The sequence below is a fragment of the Pseudomonas sp. Tn43 genome, assembly GCF_014192635.1.
In the GTDB taxonomy this organism is placed as follows: Bacteria; Pseudomonadota; Gammaproteobacteria; order Pseudomonadales; family Pseudomonadaceae; genus Aquipseudomonas.
The window spans coordinates 187,775-204,216 of the sequence record NZ_JACHYG010000005.1 but is presented as its reverse complement, the minus strand read 5'-3'; the positions used below and the strand labels follow the sequence as shown (position 1 = coordinate 204,216).

15 protein-coding genes are annotated in these 16,442 nt (G+C 60.5%); 14 read left to right on the top strand and 1 reads right to left on the bottom strand.

Features of this window, described 5'->3' with window-relative positions:
* Positions 1–10 precede the first annotated feature (10 nt).
* The 4 genes from FHW68_RS15445 (at position 11) to trxC (ending at position 7,200) form a co-directional block, all read left to right on the top strand.
* On the top strand, positions 11–1,753 hold the full coding sequence (locus FHW68_RS15445; protein WP_095633513.1) for a potassium/proton antiporter: 1,743 nt from the start codon (positions 11–13) through the stop codon (positions 1,751–1,753).
* A gap of 33 nt (positions 1,754–1,786) precedes the next feature.
* Positions 1,787–5,137 carry a mechanosensitive channel MscK gene (gene mscK, locus FHW68_RS15440; protein WP_183681125.1) on the top strand — a complete coding sequence of 1,117 codons (3,351 nt, stop codon included), beginning with the start codon at positions 1,787–1,789 and terminating at the stop codon, positions 5,135–5,137.
* Positions 5,138–5,185: 48 nt separating this feature from the next.
* A complete protein-coding gene (selO, locus tag FHW68_RS15435; protein ID WP_183681123.1) occupies positions 5,186–6,649 on the top strand; it encodes a protein adenylyltransferase SelO in 1,464 nt (487 codons plus the stop codon).
* A 116-nt stretch (positions 6,650–6,765) separates the two neighbouring features.
* A complete protein-coding gene (gene trxC / locus FHW68_RS15430) occupies positions 6,766–7,200 on the top strand; it encodes a thioredoxin TrxC (RefSeq protein WP_030129872.1) in 435 nt (144 codons plus the stop codon).
* 93 nt (positions 7,201–7,293) lie between these two features.
* On the opposite strand, the gene FHW68_RS15425 is transcribed toward trxC, so the two are convergent.
* Complete coding sequence (locus FHW68_RS15425; RefSeq protein WP_095633509.1) at positions 7,294–8,061, bottom strand: ParA family protein; 768 nt, start codon at positions 8,059–8,061, stop codon at positions 7,294–7,296.
* 360 nt (positions 8,062–8,421) lie between these two features.
* Between FHW68_RS15425 and FHW68_RS15420 the strand changes: the two genes are divergently transcribed.
* From FHW68_RS15420 to FHW68_RS15375, 10 genes are all read left to right on the top strand, one after another.
* On the top strand, positions 8,422–9,147 hold the full coding sequence (locus tag FHW68_RS15420) for a beta-ketoacyl synthase chain length factor (RefSeq protein ID WP_183681121.1): 726 nt from the start codon (positions 8,422–8,424) through the stop codon (positions 9,145–9,147).
* A complete protein-coding gene (locus tag FHW68_RS15415) occupies positions 9,123–9,932 on the top strand; it encodes a 1-acyl-sn-glycerol-3-phosphate acyltransferase (RefSeq protein ID WP_095633507.1) in 810 nt (269 codons plus the stop codon). The genes FHW68_RS15420 and FHW68_RS15415 overlap by 25 nt, the downstream gene beginning before the upstream one ends.
* A complete protein-coding gene (locus FHW68_RS15410) occupies positions 9,913–10,173 on the top strand; it encodes a phosphopantetheine-binding protein (RefSeq protein WP_095633506.1) in 261 nt (86 codons plus the stop codon). Before FHW68_RS15415 ends, FHW68_RS15410 begins: the two co-directional genes overlap by 20 nt.
* Positions 10,174–10,182: 9 nt before the next feature.
* A complete protein-coding gene (locus FHW68_RS15405; RefSeq protein ID WP_183681119.1) occupies positions 10,183–10,437 on the top strand; it encodes an acyl carrier protein in 255 nt (84 codons plus the stop codon).
* On the top strand, positions 10,434–10,979 hold the full coding sequence (locus tag FHW68_RS15400; RefSeq protein ID WP_095633505.1) for a hypothetical protein: 546 nt from the start codon (positions 10,434–10,436) through the stop codon (positions 10,977–10,979). The genes FHW68_RS15405 and FHW68_RS15400 overlap by 4 nt, the downstream gene beginning before the upstream one ends.
* Positions 10,976–12,655 (top strand): acyl-CoA synthetase family protein, encoded by a 1,680-nt coding sequence (locus tag FHW68_RS15395; protein WP_183681117.1) that lies wholly within the window; start codon positions 10,976–10,978, stop codon positions 12,653–12,655. Before FHW68_RS15400 ends, FHW68_RS15395 begins: the two co-directional genes overlap by 4 nt.
* Positions 12,656–12,819: 164 nt before the next feature.
* Positions 12,820–13,554, top strand: a complete 735-nt coding sequence (locus FHW68_RS15390; protein WP_095633503.1) for a glycosyltransferase family 2 protein — start codon at positions 12,820–12,822, stop codon at positions 13,552–13,554.
* Complete coding sequence (locus FHW68_RS15385) at positions 13,551–14,498, top strand: glycosyl transferase (RefSeq protein ID WP_095633502.1); 948 nt, start codon at positions 13,551–13,553, stop codon at positions 14,496–14,498. The genes FHW68_RS15390 and FHW68_RS15385 overlap by 4 nt, the downstream gene beginning before the upstream one ends.
* Positions 14,479–16,023: a histidine ammonia-lyase gene (gene hutH, locus FHW68_RS15380; protein WP_095633501.1), complete on the top strand. Its 1,545-nt coding sequence runs from the start codon at positions 14,479–14,481 to the stop codon at positions 16,021–16,023. Before FHW68_RS15385 ends, hutH begins: the two co-directional genes overlap by 20 nt.
* A complete protein-coding gene (locus FHW68_RS15375; RefSeq protein WP_183681115.1) occupies positions 16,016–16,441 on the top strand; it encodes a thioesterase family protein in 426 nt (141 codons plus the stop codon). The genes hutH and FHW68_RS15375 overlap by 8 nt, the downstream gene beginning before the upstream one ends.
* The last annotated feature ends 1 nt before the right edge of the window (position 16,442 follow it).

The following is a 16,442-nucleotide window of genomic DNA, read 5'->3' as shown; positions in this document are numbered from 1 at the left end:
AGTATTGCCTTTGAATGCGACGACCATCAACAGCCTGTTCTTGATCGGCGCGTTGCTGGTAGGTGCGAGCATTCTGGTGAGCTCACTTTCATCGCGCCTCGGGATCCCGATTCTGGTGATCATCCTCGCGGTGGGCATGTTGGCCGGTGTCGACGGTGCCGGCATTATTTTCGATAACTACCCTACGGCTTATCTGGTCGGCAACCTTGCCTTGGCAGTGATCCTGCTCGATGGCGGCTTGCGCACCCGGGTGGCGAGTTTCCGCGTGGCATTATGGCCGGCGCTGTCGCTGGCCACTGTCGGGGTGTTGATTACCACGGGGCTGACCGGAATGGCGGCGGCGTGGTTGTTTGACCTCAATATGATTCAGGGCCTGCTGATCGGCGCCATCGTCGGCTCCACCGATGCCGCCGCCGTGTTCTCGCTGCTGGGCGGCAAGGGCTTGAACGAACGGGTGAGCGCGAGCCTGGAAATCGAATCCGGCAGCAACGATCCGATGGCGGTGTTCCTCACCGTGACCCTGATCGACATGCTCGCCAGCGGCGAGACCGGCCTGCACTGGAGTCTGCTGGCGCATTTGGTGCGTGAATTCGGCATCGGCGGTGTGATCGGCCTGGGCGGTGGCTGGCTGATGCTGCAACTGGTCAACCGTATCAATCTGGCCACCGGCCTTTATCCGATTCTGGTGATTGCTGGCGGTCTGGCGGTGTTTGCCCTGACCAACGCCCTGCACGGCAGCGGTTTTTTGGCGGTTTACTTGTGCGGGCTGGTGATCGGCAATCGCCCGGTGCGCAGTCGCCACGGTATTTTGCACATGCTCGACGGCATGGCCTGGCTGGCGCAGATCGGCATGTTCCTGGTGCTGGGGTTGTTGGTCACGCCCCATGACCTGCTGCCGATTGCCTTGCCCGCACTGGGCCTGGCGCTGTGGATGATCCTGTTTGCCCGCCCGCTGTCTGTGCTGGTCGGCCTGTTGCCCTTCAAGGCATTCCATGGCCGCGAAAAGGCATTCATTTCCTGGGTTGGCCTGCGCGGTGCCGTACCGATCATTCTGGCGGTATTTCCGCTGATGGCGGGGCTACCCAATGCCCAGCTGTATTTCAATCTGGCGTTCTTTATTGTGCTGGTGTCGCTGCTGCTGCAAGGCACGAGCCTGCCCTGGGTTGCCAAGCTGTTGAAAGTGACCGTCCCGCCGGAGCCCTTACCGATTTCCCGATCGGCGCTGGAAGTGCATGTCACCAGTGAATGGGAGCTGTTCGTGTATCGCCTGGGTGCCGAGAAATGGTGCATTGGATCCCCTCTTCGCGAGCTGAAAATGCCCGAAGGGACCCGTATCGCTGCCCTGTTTCGTGGCCAACAATTGCTCCATCCGTCGGGTAGCACGGTGCTTGAAGTCGATGATTTGCTCTGTGTAATCGGCCATGAACACAACCTTCCGGCCCTCGGAAAACTCTTCAGTCAGGCCCCGCAACGGGGGCAGGATTTGCGCTTCTTCGGCGACTTCGTACTCGAAGGAGACGCCCAGCTGGCCGCGGTTGCCGCCCTGTACGGGTTGCAAGTCGAAGGCATCGATCCAAACATGTCCCTGGGCCACTTCATTGCCCAGAAAGTGGGCGGTGCACCCGTAGTGGGCGACCAGGTGGAATGGAACAACACACTGTGGACCGTCGCTGTCATGGAGGGGAACAAGATTGGTAAGGTAGGCGTCAGATTCCCCGAAGGAAGTCGCCCGGGTCCCGGCTTGTTCCTCTAAACTCCACTCTTCGTCAGTTTTCGATCGGTCTTTATGTCAACCCTGCGCACTGTTTTCATCATGGCCCTGCTGGGCTTGAGTCTTTCCATCAACACACTGAAAGCCGCCGAACCGCCCTCCAGCGCAGCCGTGCAGGCGAGCCTGGACAAGATCGCCGAGCGCAAGCTGCCGGAAGCCGATCAGAAGGCCCTGCAAAGCGTTTTGCAAGGCACGTTGACGCAACTGGCCAACAGGCGTGATTACGAGCAAAAACTAGTTGATCTCAAGCAGCAGCTGGCTAGCGCGCCAAAGCAGAACATCGAGAACCAGCGTGAACTGGCTCGCCTGAAGGTCAACCATGTGGTGCCGGTGGCGCAACGCTACGCCAAAGAAACCATTCAGCAGCTTGAGCAGTTATTGACCGAACGCTCGACGCAGCAAAGCGATCTGCAAAAGGCACTGGCCGAGGCCAACAGTCTGGTGATCACTGCCCAGACCCGTCCTGAGCGTGCCCAGGCGGAAATTTCCGCCAGCCAGACGCGCATTCAGCAAATCAATAACATCCTCAAAATCGGCAAGGACAACGGCAAGACGCTCAGCGCTGAACAGCGCGACCAGCTCAACGCCGAGCTTGCGGCACTGAACGCACTGATCCCGTTGCGTCGCCAGGAGTTGGCCGGTAACAGTCAGCTGCAGGATTTGGGCAACAGCCAGCATGACCTGCTCACGGAAAAGTCCAATCGCCTGGATCAGGAGATCCAGGAGCTGCAAACCCTGATCAACCAGAAGCGCCTGGCCCAGTCTCAAGAGACCGTTACCCAGCAGTCCATCGAAGCGCAGAAGGCCGGCGGCAGCAGCCTGCTGGCCACCGAAAGCGCGGCCAACCTGAAGCTCTCCGATTACCTGCTCAAAAGCACCGACCGTCTCAATGAAGTCACCCAACAGAACCTGCAGACCAAGCAGCAACTGGACAGCGTGACCCAGAGCGACTCGGCGCTGGACGAACAGATCAACGTGCTCAAGGGCAGCCTGCTGCTCTCCAAGATTCTGTACAAACAGAAACAGGCCCTGCCGCGTCTCAGGGTGGACCGCGACCTGGCGGATCAGATTGCCGATATTCGCCTGTATCAGTTCGAAGTCAGCCAGCAACGGGAACTGCTCAGCAACCCGACAACCTATGTCGACAACCTGCTGGCGACTCAACAGCCCGAGCAAATCACCCCGCAACTGCGCAAGAGCCTGCTGGAACTGGCCATCACTCGTGCGGACCTGCTGGAGCGCTTGAATCGCGAATTGAGCGCGGTGCTCAACGAATCCATCACGTTGCAACTCAATCAGAAACAACTGCTCAGTACCGCACAAAGCCTGAGGGCGACGCTGGATGAGCAAATGTTCTGGATTCCCAGCAACAAACCGCTGGACCTTGAGTGGATATACGCTGTGCCGGAACGCCTGGAGCGTCAGATCACTACCCTGCCATGGTCCTCGAGCCTGAGTGAGCTGACCGATGGCCTGACCCAGCGACCGCTGCTGTTCCTGCCGCTGGCGTTTCTGATCGGGGCGCTGCTGTGGCGCCGAAAAAATCTGTATGCCCGCCTGAACAAGGTTCACCTGGACATCGGCCATTTCAAGCGCGACAGCCAGTGGCACACACCGCAAGCGATTCTGATCAATATCCTGCTGGCGATGCCCGTTTCCCTGGCGCTGGCCTTGTGCGGCCTGGCGTTGCAGATCGACGCCCGCGGGCAGAACGCCAATATGGGGGCGGCGCTGCTGGAAATGGCCCAGGCCTGGCTGGTGTTCTATACCGCTTACCGCATCCTCGCGCCGGGTGGCGTCGCCGAATTGCATTTCCGCTGGGAAAAACCTCAGGTCGAATTCCTTCAAGGCTGGATACGCCGACTCGGCCTGGTAGTGATGGCCCTGGTGGCGGTGGTGGCGGTCGCCGAGTTGCAACCGGCGATACTGGCCGATGACGTGCTCGGCATGCCGGTAGTGCTGACTTGCTACGCCTTGATGGCCTGGCTACTCAGCCGCCTGCTGGTCAGCAGCCCGACTCACCAGAACGCTTCACTGTTCCGCAAGGCCGTGGGGGTTCTGTTCACAGCCCTGCCAATCGCGTTGTTCGTCGCCGTATGCTTTGGCTACTACTACACCGCGCTGAAACTCAGCGACCGGTTGATCAATACGCTGTACTTGCTGATGTTCTGGCTGGTGATCGAAGCGACCTTCGTCCGTGGCCTCAGCGTTGCCGCACGGCGCCTGGCCTATCAACGCGCCCTGGCCAAACGTCAGGCCGCCAAAGAGGCCGGCGACGGCGAAGCGGTGATCGAAGAGCCGACCCTGGACATCGAGAAGGTCAACGAGCAGTCCCTGCGCCTGATCCGCCTGGCCCTGCTCGGCGGTTTCATCGCGGCACTGTATTGGGTCTGGTCGGACCTGATTTCGGTGTTCTCGTACCTGGACAACATCACCCTCTACGAATACACCAGCGGCACCGGCGCCAACATGAGCATGGTGCCGATCAGCATCGGCGACATGCTCGGCGCGCTGATCATCATCGGCATCACCTTTGCACTGGCGCGCAACCTGCCAGGCTTGCTGGAAGTGTTTGTGCTGTCGAAGCTGAACCTGGCCCAAGGCAGTTCCTACGCCACCACCACGCTGCTGTCCTATGTGATTGCCGGCGTCGGTTTCGTCTCGACCCTGTCCACGCTCGGCGTGAGTTGGGACAAGTTGCAGTGGCTGGTGGCCGCGCTGTCGGTCGGCCTCGGTTTCGGGATGCAGGAGATCTTCGCCAACTTCATTTCCGGCATCATGATCCTGTTCGAACGCCCGGTACGGATCGGCGACACCATCACCATCGGCAACCTGTCGGGCACGGTGAGCAAGATCCGCATCCGCGCCACGACCATCACCGACTTCGACCGCAAGGACATCATCGTCCCGAACAAGACGTTCATCACCGGACAACTGATCAACTGGTCCCTCACCGACACCATTACCCGGGTAACCCTCAAGCTCGGCGTCGACTACGGCTCGGACCTGGACCTGGTGAAAGAACTGCTGCTCAAGGCTGCCCGGGATAACCCGCGCGTGCTGAAGGATCCGGAACCCCACGTGTACTTCCTGAACTTCGGCGAAAGCACCCTCGACCACGAGTTGCGTATGCATGTGCGCGACCTCGGCGACCGCAACCCGGTGCTCGATGAGGTCAACCGCTTCATCAATCGCGAGTTCAAGAAGCAGCACATCAACATCTCGTTCCGACAAATGGAGGTCTACCTCAAGAACCTTCACGGCCAGGAATACAAGATGGTGCCGATCGAACCGGAAGCCAAAACCATCGTGCCGGTGGTCGACAGCAAACCGCGGCGCGAACCGCCACCTGTCGAACTCGACTAACCGCGCTATCCCTAGCAGAATGCTCGGACATTCTGCTGGAGATGGCCGTTGAAAGCCCTCGACGAACTGACCTTCGACAATCGCTTCGCCCGCCTGGGCGATGCGTTCTCAACCCATGTGCTGCCCGAGCCCATCGCCGCTCCGCGACTGGTGGTTGCCAGCCCCGCCGCCATGGCGCTGCTGGACCTGGACCCGGCCGAGGCCCACACACCGGTGTTCGCTGAGCTGTTCAGTGGTCACAAGCTCTGGGCCGAGGCCGAGCCGCGGGCGATGGTCTATTCCGGGCATCAGTTCGGCTTTTACAACCCGCAGCTGGGCGACGGTCGCGGCTTGTTACTGGGCGAGGTCTACAACGAAGCCGGCGAGCATTGGGACCTGCACCTCAAGGGTGCCGGCCAGACGCCCTATTCACGCATGGGCGATGGACGGGCGGTGTTGCGGTCCTCGATCCGCGAATTTCTCGCCTCCGAAGCCCTGCATGCGCTGAACATTCCCACCACTCGCGCGCTGTGCGTGATCGGCTCCGACACACCGGTCTGGCGCGAGAAACAGGAACGCGCGGCCATGCTCCTGCGTCTGGCGCCGAGCCATGTACGTTTCGGGCATTTCGAATTTTTCTACTACACCAAGCGTCCCGAGCAACAGAAAGAACTTGGCGACCATGTGCTGGCCATGCATTTCCCCCATTGCCTGGAACAGCCGGAACCGTATCTGGCGATGTTCCGCGAAATCGTCGAGCGCAATGCCGAACTGATCGCCAAATGGCAGGCCTACGGGTTCTGCCACGGCGTGATGAACACCGACAACATGTCGATCCTGGGTATTACCTTCGACTTCGGCCCGTTTGCCTTTCTCGACGACTTCGATGCCCACTTCATCTGCAATCACTCCGATGATCAGGGCCGCTATTCTTTCAGCAATCAGGTACCCATTGGCCAGTGGAACCTCAGCGCCCTCGCCCAGGCCTTGACGCCGTTCATCAGCGTCGAAGCCCTGCGCGAAACCCTCGGCCTGTACCTGCCACTGTTCCAGGCCCACTACCTGGACCTGATGCGCCGTCGCCTTGGCTTGACCACTGCCGAAGACGACGACCAGAAATTGCTGGAACACCTGCTGCAATTGATGCAGAACAGCGGCGTCGATTACAGCCTGTTCTTCCGCCGCCTCGGCGATGAATCACCCGAACGGGCCATCGCCTGCTTGCGCGATGACTTCGTCGACCTCAAGGGTTTCGATGCGTGGGGCGAACTCTACATCGCCCGGGTTGCCCGTGAAGGTGTGGTTGACCAGGAACAGCGCCGCAAGCGCATGCATGCGGTGAATCCGCTGTACATCCTGCGCAATTACCTGGCGCAGAACGCCATCGATGCGGCAGAGAGCGGCGACTACTCGGAAGTTCGCCGCTTGCACGCGGTGCTGAGCAATCCGTTCGAGGAGCAGCCTGGAATGGAGCGTTATGCCGAGCGGCCGCCGGAATGGGGCAAGCATCTGGAGATCAGTTGTTCGTCGTGAGTGCAGATAGGCCCTTTTCGCAACCGAATAAGATAGTGGTCTAAAACCTATCTCCTTGATAAAGACCACCTTCAACTCCAGATCAGCTCCATAGACTGCCCAACTGAGAGCCAATCATGACCGACCCACTCCTCATCCCCTGCCCCCACTGCAACGGTCTGAACCGCATCCCCGCCGAGCGCCTCAACGATCATCCAAAATGCGGTCGCTGCAAGGCCGAGGTCTTGCTGAACAAACCGTTCGAATTGAAACAAGGCGATTACGCCAGTCAGATCAAGGGCGATCTGCCATTGCTGGTGGATGTGTGGGCGGACTGGTGCGGGCCATGCAAGTCGTTTGCGCCAGTGTTCGAGCAGGCGGCGGGGCAGTTGGCAGGCAAGTGTCGGTTGGCCAAGCTGGACAGCGAGGCGAATCAGCAGTTGTCGGCGCAGCTGGGGATTCGCTCGATCCCGAGCCTGATTCTGTTCAAGAACGGCCGGGAAGTGGCTCGCCAGAGCGGGGCCTTCCCGTTACCGCAATTGATGAGCTGGTTGCGTAGTCAGGGGATCTGATAGCAGCCTGAAAAAGATCGCAGCCTTCGCAGCTTCTAAATCGGCGTTCAGCCAATCCCGTAGGAGCTGCCGAAGGCTGCGATCTTTTGCTTTTCAGTTTTCCAGCAAGTTGTGCAGGTCGACGAACTGCAGAGTCAGTTTGTGCCGCGGGTCGAGATGGATCAGCGGCGTGTTGGCCTGATGGGATTCGCGCATCCGCACTGAACTGGCCAGGTACACCGGCAATACGGGCAGCCCTTCGGCGATCAGTTCGTCGAGGATTTGCTGAGGCAAACTGGCGCGGGCCTGGAACTGGTTGACGACAATGCCTTCAACCTCCAGCCCTTCGTTGTGGTCTTCCTTCAATTCTTCGATTTCCGCCAGCAGGCCATACAGCGCCTGACGGGAGAAACTGTCGCAATCAAAGGGGATCAACACCCGATCAGCAGCGATCAACGCCGAGACAGCATAGAAATTCAGCGCTGGCGGTGTATCGAGGTAGATTCGGTCGTAATCGCCGTCCAGTTCCTCGAGCAATTTTCTCAGCTTGTTGATCTTGTGCTTGGCCTCAAGCTTGGGCTGCAAGTCAGCCAGCTCGGCGGTCGCGGTAACGACGTGAAGGTTGTCGAACGGAGTTTCGTAGATATCGACCTGGTTTTTCTTCGAAAACGGGCCGGAGGACAGCGTCTGCTTGAAGAAATCAGCGATCCCCATCGGGATATCGTCACCGGTGAGTCCCGTCAGGTATTGAGTGGAGTTGGCTTGGGCATCGAGATCCACCAACAGCGTGCGATAGCCTTCGCTGGCGCTGACCGCCGCCAGATTGCAGGCAATACTTGACTTGCCCACGCCACCTTTCTGATTGAACACCACGCGCCGCATGTCAAAACCTCCGTGTATCAAAGAATGACCGAGTGTAGTGGTCCACGCCGCTGCTTAGCTACCTCGCTGGCATCGGGACTACACAATCATGGGTAATTTCCGTCGGAAAACGCCGCCAACTCACCCATCGATCGCCGATGGAGCTGACAGACATGTCCGACGCCGCGTGGATAATGGCCAAACGACAGTTTTTTTCGCGAACCAGACGGTACATTTCGTTGCACAAAATGTAACCAGCATTTGCTACACACCCGTCGCAACGGGATAATGCGCGCCACTCGGCGTTAAGCGCCACGTAAGGTCTGCCGCGATTTTTAGCGGCTCACCGCGTCAAAAGAAAGCCTGCAGGGGCGGGATTGAATGTCTGTGATCAACTTCAACATCGCCCAATGGCGCGCGTGGGCCCCCGGGCTTGAAAGCGTGGATGACTGGCAGGCCTGGAGCCGGCAACCGGTTGTGCTCGAGCGCAGCGATGTCGCTCCCGACGTATCGTTTCTGCCGGCCATGCAGCGTCGGCGCCTCAGCCGTCTGGCGCGGATGGCGTTCAGTGTCGGCTGGCCTTTGGCCGATGGTCGCCAGGACCTACCGTTGATCTTTATTTCCCGCCATGGCGAAACCCCGCGCACCTTCGACATTCTCAGCGATCTGGCGACGGATCAACCGTTGTCGCCCACTCAGTTCAGCCTGTCGGTGCACAATGCGGTGATCGGCCTGTGGTCGATCATGCGTGGCGAAACCAGCGAAATGACCGCCCTCGCCGCGGCGGGAGATGGCCTTGAACACGGCATGCTGGAAGCGGCGGCGCTGCTCGAGGAAGGCGCACCCGCGGTACTGCTGATAGTGACGGAGGAGCAACCGCCCGCGGCCTACACGGCCTGGATCGACGATGTGCCATTCCCCTACGCGGTGGGCCTGTTGATTACGCCTGGCAATCAGTGGCAGCTGTCGCTGAACAGCACCTCGCAAGCGTTGTCCAAAACCCGTTGGCCCCATGCCCTGAATCTGTTGCGTACCCTGCTCGGCCAGCAAACGACCTGCCAACATGCCTGGAAAAATCGTGTATGGACCTGGCAACGCAACCTGTGACCGATAAAAACCGCGACGCCTATTACTGGCGCCTGCTGGCCACTGCCGCAAGCTTCACCCTGTTCGGGTTGGGCGGGCTATGCCTGCGAGTGGTGGTATTCCCACTGCTGAGTTGCCTGCCGGGAGACGCCCAGGCCCATCGTCGGCGCGCCCGACAGACAGTGAGCCGCTGTTTCTGGTTTTTCATTCGGTTCATGGCTCGCGCCGGCGTGCTGACTTATGACATTCAGGGCGCGGAAAAACTCGGGCGGCCAGGGCAGATGATCGTTGCCAATCACCCCTCGTTGATCGATGTCGTATTTTTGATCGGCCTGGTGGGCCACTCCAACTGTGTGGTCAAGAAAAGCCTCTGGGAAAACCCGTTCACCCGCGCCCCGCTACGCCGCACCGATTACATCAGCAACGATGGCAGCATGGACATGCTCGACGCCGCTGCCGATGCGCTGAAAAGCGGTCAGACCCTGATCATCTTTCCCGAGGGCACCCGCACTCAACCCGGCAAACCGCCGGCCTTTCATCGGGGGGGCGCGGCAATCGCCCTGCGTGGTGCGAGAATCCTCACCCCGGTGATCATCAAGGTCAGCCCGACCACATTGACCAAGGCCGAACCCTGGTATCGGATCCCCAAACGCCGCGTGCACTTCAGTTTTCGCGTCGGGGCCGATATAGACCCACAGGCCTTCGCTACGCAGGGGCCTGCGCCTCAGGCCTCGCGCAAGCTCAATGACTATTTGCACCATTACTTTATTAAGGAGCTCGCCGAAGATGAGCGATCTGCACCGTGAGATAAAAGAACTGATCATCGATGCCCTGGGCCTCGAAGACATCAGCGTCGATGATATTGGCGATGAACAAACGCTGTTCGGCGAAGGCCTGGGCCTGGACTCGGTAGACGCCCTGGAACTCGGCCTGGCCATCCAGAAAAAGTACGGCATCAAAATCGATGCCGACGCCAAGGACACCCGTAATCACTTCACCAACGTGGCGAGCCTTGCGGCGTTCGTCACCGCAAAGCAGGCAGCTTGAGACCGGACCATGCAAACTCGTGACGATATTTTCATTACCCTGCGTGATGCTCTGGTCGAACTCTTTGAGCTGGAGCCCGAGCGCATCGGTCTGGAGTCCAATCTGTATCAGGATCTGGAAATCGACAGCATCGATGCGGTCGACCTGATCGATCACATCAAACGCCAGACCGGCAAGAAAATCGCCGCCGAGGAATTCAAATCGGTGCGTACCGTCAGCGACGTGGTCGAGGCGGTCTACCGTCTGGTTCAACCCGCCGCATGAGCCGACTGATCGGCCTCGGCCTGCTGCTGGCGGGCCTTTTGTACCCCTTTGCGGTGTATTTCGGCATGGCGCATTTTGCCCCGTGGCAGTTCGGTCTGCTGCTGGGCAGCCTGTGGCTGGCGCGGGCGCTGACTGGCCAGCGGCGGCCTGAAAGCCTGTGGATGGCCGTGGTCGCCATCGCATTCTGCCTGTTGCTGGCGCTGTTCGACAGCCCGGTGCTGCTGCGCTGGTACCCGGTATTGATCAGCGCATTCATGCTGGTGCTGTTCGGGCTGAGCCTGAAATATGGCCCGCCGATGATCGAGCGCCTGGCCCGGCTGCGAGAGCCGGAATTACCGGCCAAGGCCATTCGCTACACCCGCCGGGTGACGATTGCCTGGAGCGTGTTCTTTCTCTGCAACGGCTTGTGCGCCGCGGCCCTGACCCTTTGGGCGCCGCTGAATTGGTGGATGTTGTACACCGGCCTGATCTCCTATGGATTGATCGGCCTGATGTTTGCCATTGAATGGCTGATACGACAACGGGTAAGAGGCCGCCCATGAATTGGATAACACTTGAGCAACTGTTGCTCAAGGCTCGGCCAGACCATGTCGTGACGGCCGAACCTGCGTTGAATCATGCGCAATTGTGCGAACAGGCCCTGAGCCTGGCTGCCGGCCTGCAAGCGCAAGGCGTGCAGCGCATCGCCGTGCACCTTGAAGACGCTGCCGACCTGGCCATTGCCCTGCTCGGCGCCTGGCGTGCCGGGGTCAGCGTACTGTTGCCCGCGGACTTGCAAGCGCAAACTCGCCAGCGCTGGTCGACCGAGGTCGATCTGTGGCTGACCGACCAGGCTGAGGATGCGCACCTGAGCGATTATCGGCATGCACCGCTGCCAGCCAGTGCTCTGGATCTGGATCGCTGTCAGCTGAGCCTGTGCACCTCCGGCTCCAGTGGCGAACCCAAGCGTATCGACAAAACCCTGCGCCAATTGGCCAATGAAGTCGAAGCGCTGGAGCATCTATGGGGCGCAGATCTGGGCGAGGCCTGCATCATTGGCAGCGTCGCCACTCAACACATCTACGGCTTGCTGTTTCGGGTGCTGTGGCCGTTGTGCGCCGGGCGCTCGTTCGTCCGCAAGCAATTGGCCTTCCCGGAAGATTTGCAGCGCGCCAGCCGCGAATACCCGGCCTTCGCCTGGGTCGCCAGCCCGGCGCTGCTCAAGCGCATGGGCGACAACCTCGACTGGCCAGCGCTGAGCGCGGTGCGCCGGGTATTTTCCTCCGGTGGTGCGTTGCCCGCCGAAGCAGCGCAATGCCTGCATGAGCGCCTGCAACAATGGCCGACAGAAATTTTCGGCAGCTCGGAAACCGGCGGCATCGCCTGGCGTCAGGGCCCGCATCTGTGGCAACCCTTCGCCGATGTAGCGCTGAGCCAGGACAACGATGGTGCCCTGCTTGTCGCCTCAGCGTATTTGCCAGCCGGCCATGTCGAACACACCGCCGATGCCGCGCGCATCGCCGCCGACGGCCGTTTCGAGCTGTTGGGACGGCTGGACCGAATCGTCAAACTGGAAGAAAAACGTATTTCGCTACCGATGCTCGAACAAGCGCTGATGGCTCACGGCTGGGTCGCCGAAGCACGCCTCGCCGTGGTTCAGGAAAATCGCGCTTCATTAGGGGCGCTGCTGGTACTCAGCGAACGAGGCCTGCGTGCCTTGCGCAATCAGGGTCGACGCAGCCTCACTCAAGCCTTGCGTCAGCACCTGAGTCAGCATTGTGAAACGCTGGCCCTGCCACGCCGCTGGCGCTTGTTGCGGCAGCTACCGCTCAACGCACAAGGCAAACTGCCCCAGGCCGAGGTGGAAGCCTTGCTGCTGGCGCCCCGTCCAAAGGCCCCGGAAGTGCTGGAGCAAATCGACACCGATGGCGAATGGAGCCTGCAATTGGCCGTTCCACCAGACCTGGCGTATTTCAGCGGCCACTTTCCCCGAGCGCCGGTATTGCCCGGCGTGGTGCAGGTGGATTGGGCATTGAGCCTGGGCCAGCGACTGATGGATCTGCCGGCAAAATTCGCCGGCATGGAAGTGCTGAAATTCCAGCAACTGGTACGCCCCGGTGATGAAATCCAGTTGCACCTGCGCTTCGACTCGGCGCGCAGCAAATTGTATTTCACCTATCGCAACGAAACCGCCACCTGCTCCAGTGGGCGGATTTTGCTGGAGGCTGCCTGTGGATAAGTTGAGTTCCGCTGTAGCAGCTGCCGAAGGCTGCGTTCGAGTGCGAAGCGCTCGCATCTGGGTTACCACGTTTATTCTGAAAGATCTCCAATACCGGTTTACGACCGCTTCGCGCTCGAACGCAGCCTTCGGCAGCTGCTACACGGGCGAGGGAATGAGCCACCATGCATAACCCCTGCGCCGTAATCCCGGTCTACAACCACGAAACGGCAATTACCGCCGTGGTCGATGCCCTGCTTGCCAGTGGCCTGCCCTGCATTCTGGTGGATGATGCCAGCAGCCCGGCCTGCGCCAAGGTGCTTGACCGACTGGCCCAGCGGGACCGGGTTTACCTGATCAGGCTCACCGTCAATCAAGGCAAGGGCGGCGCGGTAATGACCGGTTTGCGCGAAGCTTCGCGCCTGGGCTTCAGCCACGCCTTGCAGGTGGACGCCGACGGCCAGCACGACCTGCAAGACGTCAAAGTCTTCATCGAACATTCACGCGCCCACCCCGACGCGATGATCTGCGGTTATCCACAATACGACGCCAGCGTGCCGAAAGGCCGTTTATACGCCCGCTACCTGACCCATGTGATGGTCTGGATCAACACCCTGTCATTGCAGATTCGCGACTCGATGTGCGGCTTCCGTGTCTACCCATTGCCACCGACCCTGGCGCTGATCGACTCGGCCAGGATCGGTAAACGCATGGACTTCGACTCCGACATCCTGGTGCGCCTGGCCTGGCGTAATCAGCCGATGCAGTGGCTGAGAACCAGGGTTCATTACCCTCAGGATGGCGTCTCGCATTTCCGCTTGTTCCACGACAACGTATTGATTTCGAGCATGCACACCCGGCTGTTCTTCGGCATGTTGCTGCGCGCACCGGTAATCCTCTGGCGACGGTGGCGAGCATGAGCGACAACGCCGACAAACAGCATTGGGCCGATCGTCAGGAGCGCGGCAGCTTCTGGCTGATGAAGTTCACCGCGCTATGCGCAAAAGTCTTGGGTCGCCGATTGCTCAGCCCGTTGCTGTACGGCATCGTGCTGTACTTTTTCCTGTTCGGACGCAGTGCCCGCCAAAGTGCCTGGCAATACCAACAGCGACTCGCTGACTGGAGCGGTCGCAGCGAGCTGCGCCCGACCCATTGGCGGGTGTTTGGCCAATTCATGGCCTTCGCCGATTCCATGCTCGACAAACTCGATGTGTGGAACGGTAAGCTGAGCATCGACCAAATCGAGATCATCGACCCGGCGCTGCTGCGCAATAAGCTGCGCGGCACACGCGGGCAAATGCTGGTAGGCGCGCACCTGGGCAATCTCGAGGTCTGCCGGGCATTGGCCGAGATCGGTGAGAAAGTCACCATGAACGTGCTGGTGCACACCAAGCATGCCGAACAATTCAACCGCTTGCTGGGCGAAGCCGGGGCGACCAATCTGCGCCTGATTCAGGTCAGCGAGCTGGACGCGGTGATCATGCTGCAGCTGCATGAACGCCTGGAGCGCGGCGAATGGCTGGCGATTGCCGGCGACCGCGTGCCATTGCATGGCGGGCGCAGCGTGAGCGTGGGTTTTCTCGGTCATCAAGCCGCGTTTCCTCAGGGTCCATGGTTGCTGGCCGGTCTGCTGAAATGCCCGATCAACCTGATGCTGTGCCTGAAGAAACCCACTGGCGACTACCGACTGACCCTCGAACCGTTCGCCGACGCCATCGTTTGGAAGCGCAGCGACCGCGAACAGGTCATTCATCAGTGGGCCTCCCGCTACGCCGAACGCCTGAGTCACTATTGTCTCGAAGCGCCCCAACAATGGTTCAACTTTTACCCTTTCTGGAAGACCGATGACGACGCCAACGCTTGAGCCGGTAACCTTCGGCGAACTCCCTTTGCGCATCGAAGACGTGCTGGCCCTGGCCAACCGTCGGGTGCCGACGCAATTGCAGGGCGATCCCGAGTTTCGCCAGCGCATCGCCAAGGGTCCGCAGTTCCTTGATTCCCTGTTGGACAAGGAAGGCGTGATCTATGGCGTGACCACCGGTTATGGCGACTCCTGCGTGGTGGCGGTACCGCTGCACCACGTCGAAGCCCTGCCGCGTCATCTGTATACCTTCCACGGTTGCGGCCTGGGCAAACTGCTCGACGCCCAAGCCACCCGGGCGGTGCTGGCGGCGCGTTTGCAGTCGCTGTGCCAAGGGGTTTCCGGAGTACGCGTGGAACTGCTGGAGCGCCTGCAGGCCTTCCTCGAATACGACATCCTGCCGCTGATTCCGGAAGAAGGTTCGGTGGGCGCCAGCGGTGATCTGACGCCGCTGTCCTACGTCGCCGCGACCTTGTCCGGCGAGCGCGAAGTGATGTTTCGCGGTGAGCGTCGACAAGCCGCCGATGTGCACAGCGAGCTGGGCTGGGAGCCGCTGGTATTGCGCCCCAAAGAAGCGCTGGCGCTGATGAACGGCACCGCGGTGATGACCGGCCTCGCCTGCCTGGCTTATGCCCGCGCCGATTACCTGTTGCAACTGGCCACGCGCATTACCGCGCTGAACGTGGTCGCGTTGCAGGGCAACCCGGAACACTTCGACGAGCGTCTGTTCGCCGCCAAACCCCATCCGGGGCAGATGCAAGTCGCCGCCTGGTTGCGCAAGGATCTTGCAATCAATGCACCGACCGCGCCGCTGCATCGCCTGCAAGACCGTTATTCCCTGCGTTGTGCGCCGCACGTGCTCGGTGTATTGGCCGACAGCCTGAACTGGCTGCGCTCGTTCATCGAGATCGAACTCAACAGCGCCAACGACAACCCGATCATCGACGCCGAAGCCGAACGCGTGCTGCACGGCGGGCACTTCTACGGCGGCCATATTGCCTTCGCCATGGACAGTCTGAAAAACCTGGTGGCCAACGTTGCCGACTTGCTCGACCGCCAGCTCGCGTTGCTGGTGGACGAGCGTTACAACCATGGCTTGCCGAGCAACCTGTCTGGTGCCAGCGCCGACCGGGCGATGCTCAACCATGGCTTCAAGGCGGTGCAGATCGGCACCAGCGCCTGGACCGCCGAAGCCCTGAAAAACACCCTGCCGGCCAGCGTCTTCTCGCGCTCCACCGAGTGCCATAACCAGGACAAAGTCAGCATGGGCACCATCGCCGCCCGCGACGCCATCCGCGTACTGGAGCTGACCGAGCAGGTCGCCGCCGCCACGCTGCTGGCCGCCAACCAAGGCGTCTGGCTACGTGGCCAGGCTGAAGACGCGCGGCCACTGCCACCGGCCCTGGCTGCAATGCACGAAGAGTTGGCCAAGGACTTCCCGCCGGTCATCGAAGACCGTGCCCTGGAAGGCGAATTGCGCCTGTGCCTGCAACGTATCGCCGAACAACACTGGAGGCTGCATGCGTAGCAAGGGAGTGCTGCACACTGACACGGAAATCCTCGTACCGTTCTTTGACGTCGACACCATGAACGTGGTCTGGCACGGCCATTACGTCAAATACCTGGAAGTCGCCCGCTGTGCGCTGCTGGACAAGATCGGCCACAACTACGACGCCATGGTGGCGTCGGGTTACGCCTGGCCGGTGATCGATTTGCAACTGCGCTATGTGCGCGGCGCGGTGTTCGGCCAGAAGCTGAATGTGCGCGCCAACCTGGTGGAGTGGCAAAACCGCCTGAAGATCAATTACCTGATCAGCGATCTGGCCACCGGCGAACGCCTGACCCGCGCCTGTTCGGTGCAGGTCGCCGTCGACATGAGCAGCCGCGAAATGCAGCTGGCTTCGCCGAAGGTGTTCACCGACGCGGTTGAAAGGATGTTGCCATGAA

Bases quoted from the DNA above. Each gene is read 5' to 3' on its own strand.
- mscK (WP_183681125.1), top strand. From the start codon at position 1,787: ATGTCAACCCTGCGCACTGTTTTCATCATGGCCCTGCTGGGCTTGAGT.
- trxC (WP_030129872.1), top strand. From the start codon at position 6,766: ATGACCGACCCACTCCTCATCCCCTGCCCCCACTGCAACGGTCTGAAC.
- FHW68_RS15425 (WP_095633509.1), bottom strand. From the start codon at position 8,061: ATGCGGCGCGTGGTGTTCAATCAGAAAGGTGGCGTGGGCAAGTCAAGT.
- FHW68_RS15420 (WP_183681121.1), top strand. From the start codon at position 8,422: ATGTCTGTGATCAACTTCAACATCGCCCAATGGCGCGCGTGGGCCCCC.
- FHW68_RS15415 (WP_095633507.1), top strand. From the start codon at position 9,123: ATGGACCTGGCAACGCAACCTGTGACCGATAAAAACCGCGACGCCTAT.
- FHW68_RS15410 (WP_095633506.1), top strand. From the start codon at position 9,913: ATGAGCGATCTGCACCGTGAGATAAAAGAACTGATCATCGATGCCCTG.
- FHW68_RS15405 (WP_183681119.1), top strand. From the start codon at position 10,183: ATGCAAACTCGTGACGATATTTTCATTACCCTGCGTGATGCTCTGGTC.
- FHW68_RS15400 (WP_095633505.1), top strand. From the start codon at position 10,434: ATGAGCCGACTGATCGGCCTCGGCCTGCTGCTGGCGGGCCTTTTGTAC.
- FHW68_RS15395 (WP_183681117.1), top strand. From the start codon at position 10,976: ATGAATTGGATAACACTTGAGCAACTGTTGCTCAAGGCTCGGCCAGAC.
- FHW68_RS15390 (WP_095633503.1), top strand. From the start codon at position 12,820: ATGCATAACCCCTGCGCCGTAATCCCGGTCTACAACCACGAAACGGCA.
- FHW68_RS15385 (WP_095633502.1), top strand. From the start codon at position 13,551: ATGAGCGACAACGCCGACAAACAGCATTGGGCCGATCGTCAGGAGCGC.
- hutH (WP_095633501.1), top strand. From the start codon at position 14,479: ATGACGACGCCAACGCTTGAGCCGGTAACCTTCGGCGAACTCCCTTTG.
- FHW68_RS15375 (WP_183681115.1), top strand. From the start codon at position 16,016: ATGCGTAGCAAGGGAGTGCTGCACACTGACACGGAAATCCTCGTACCG.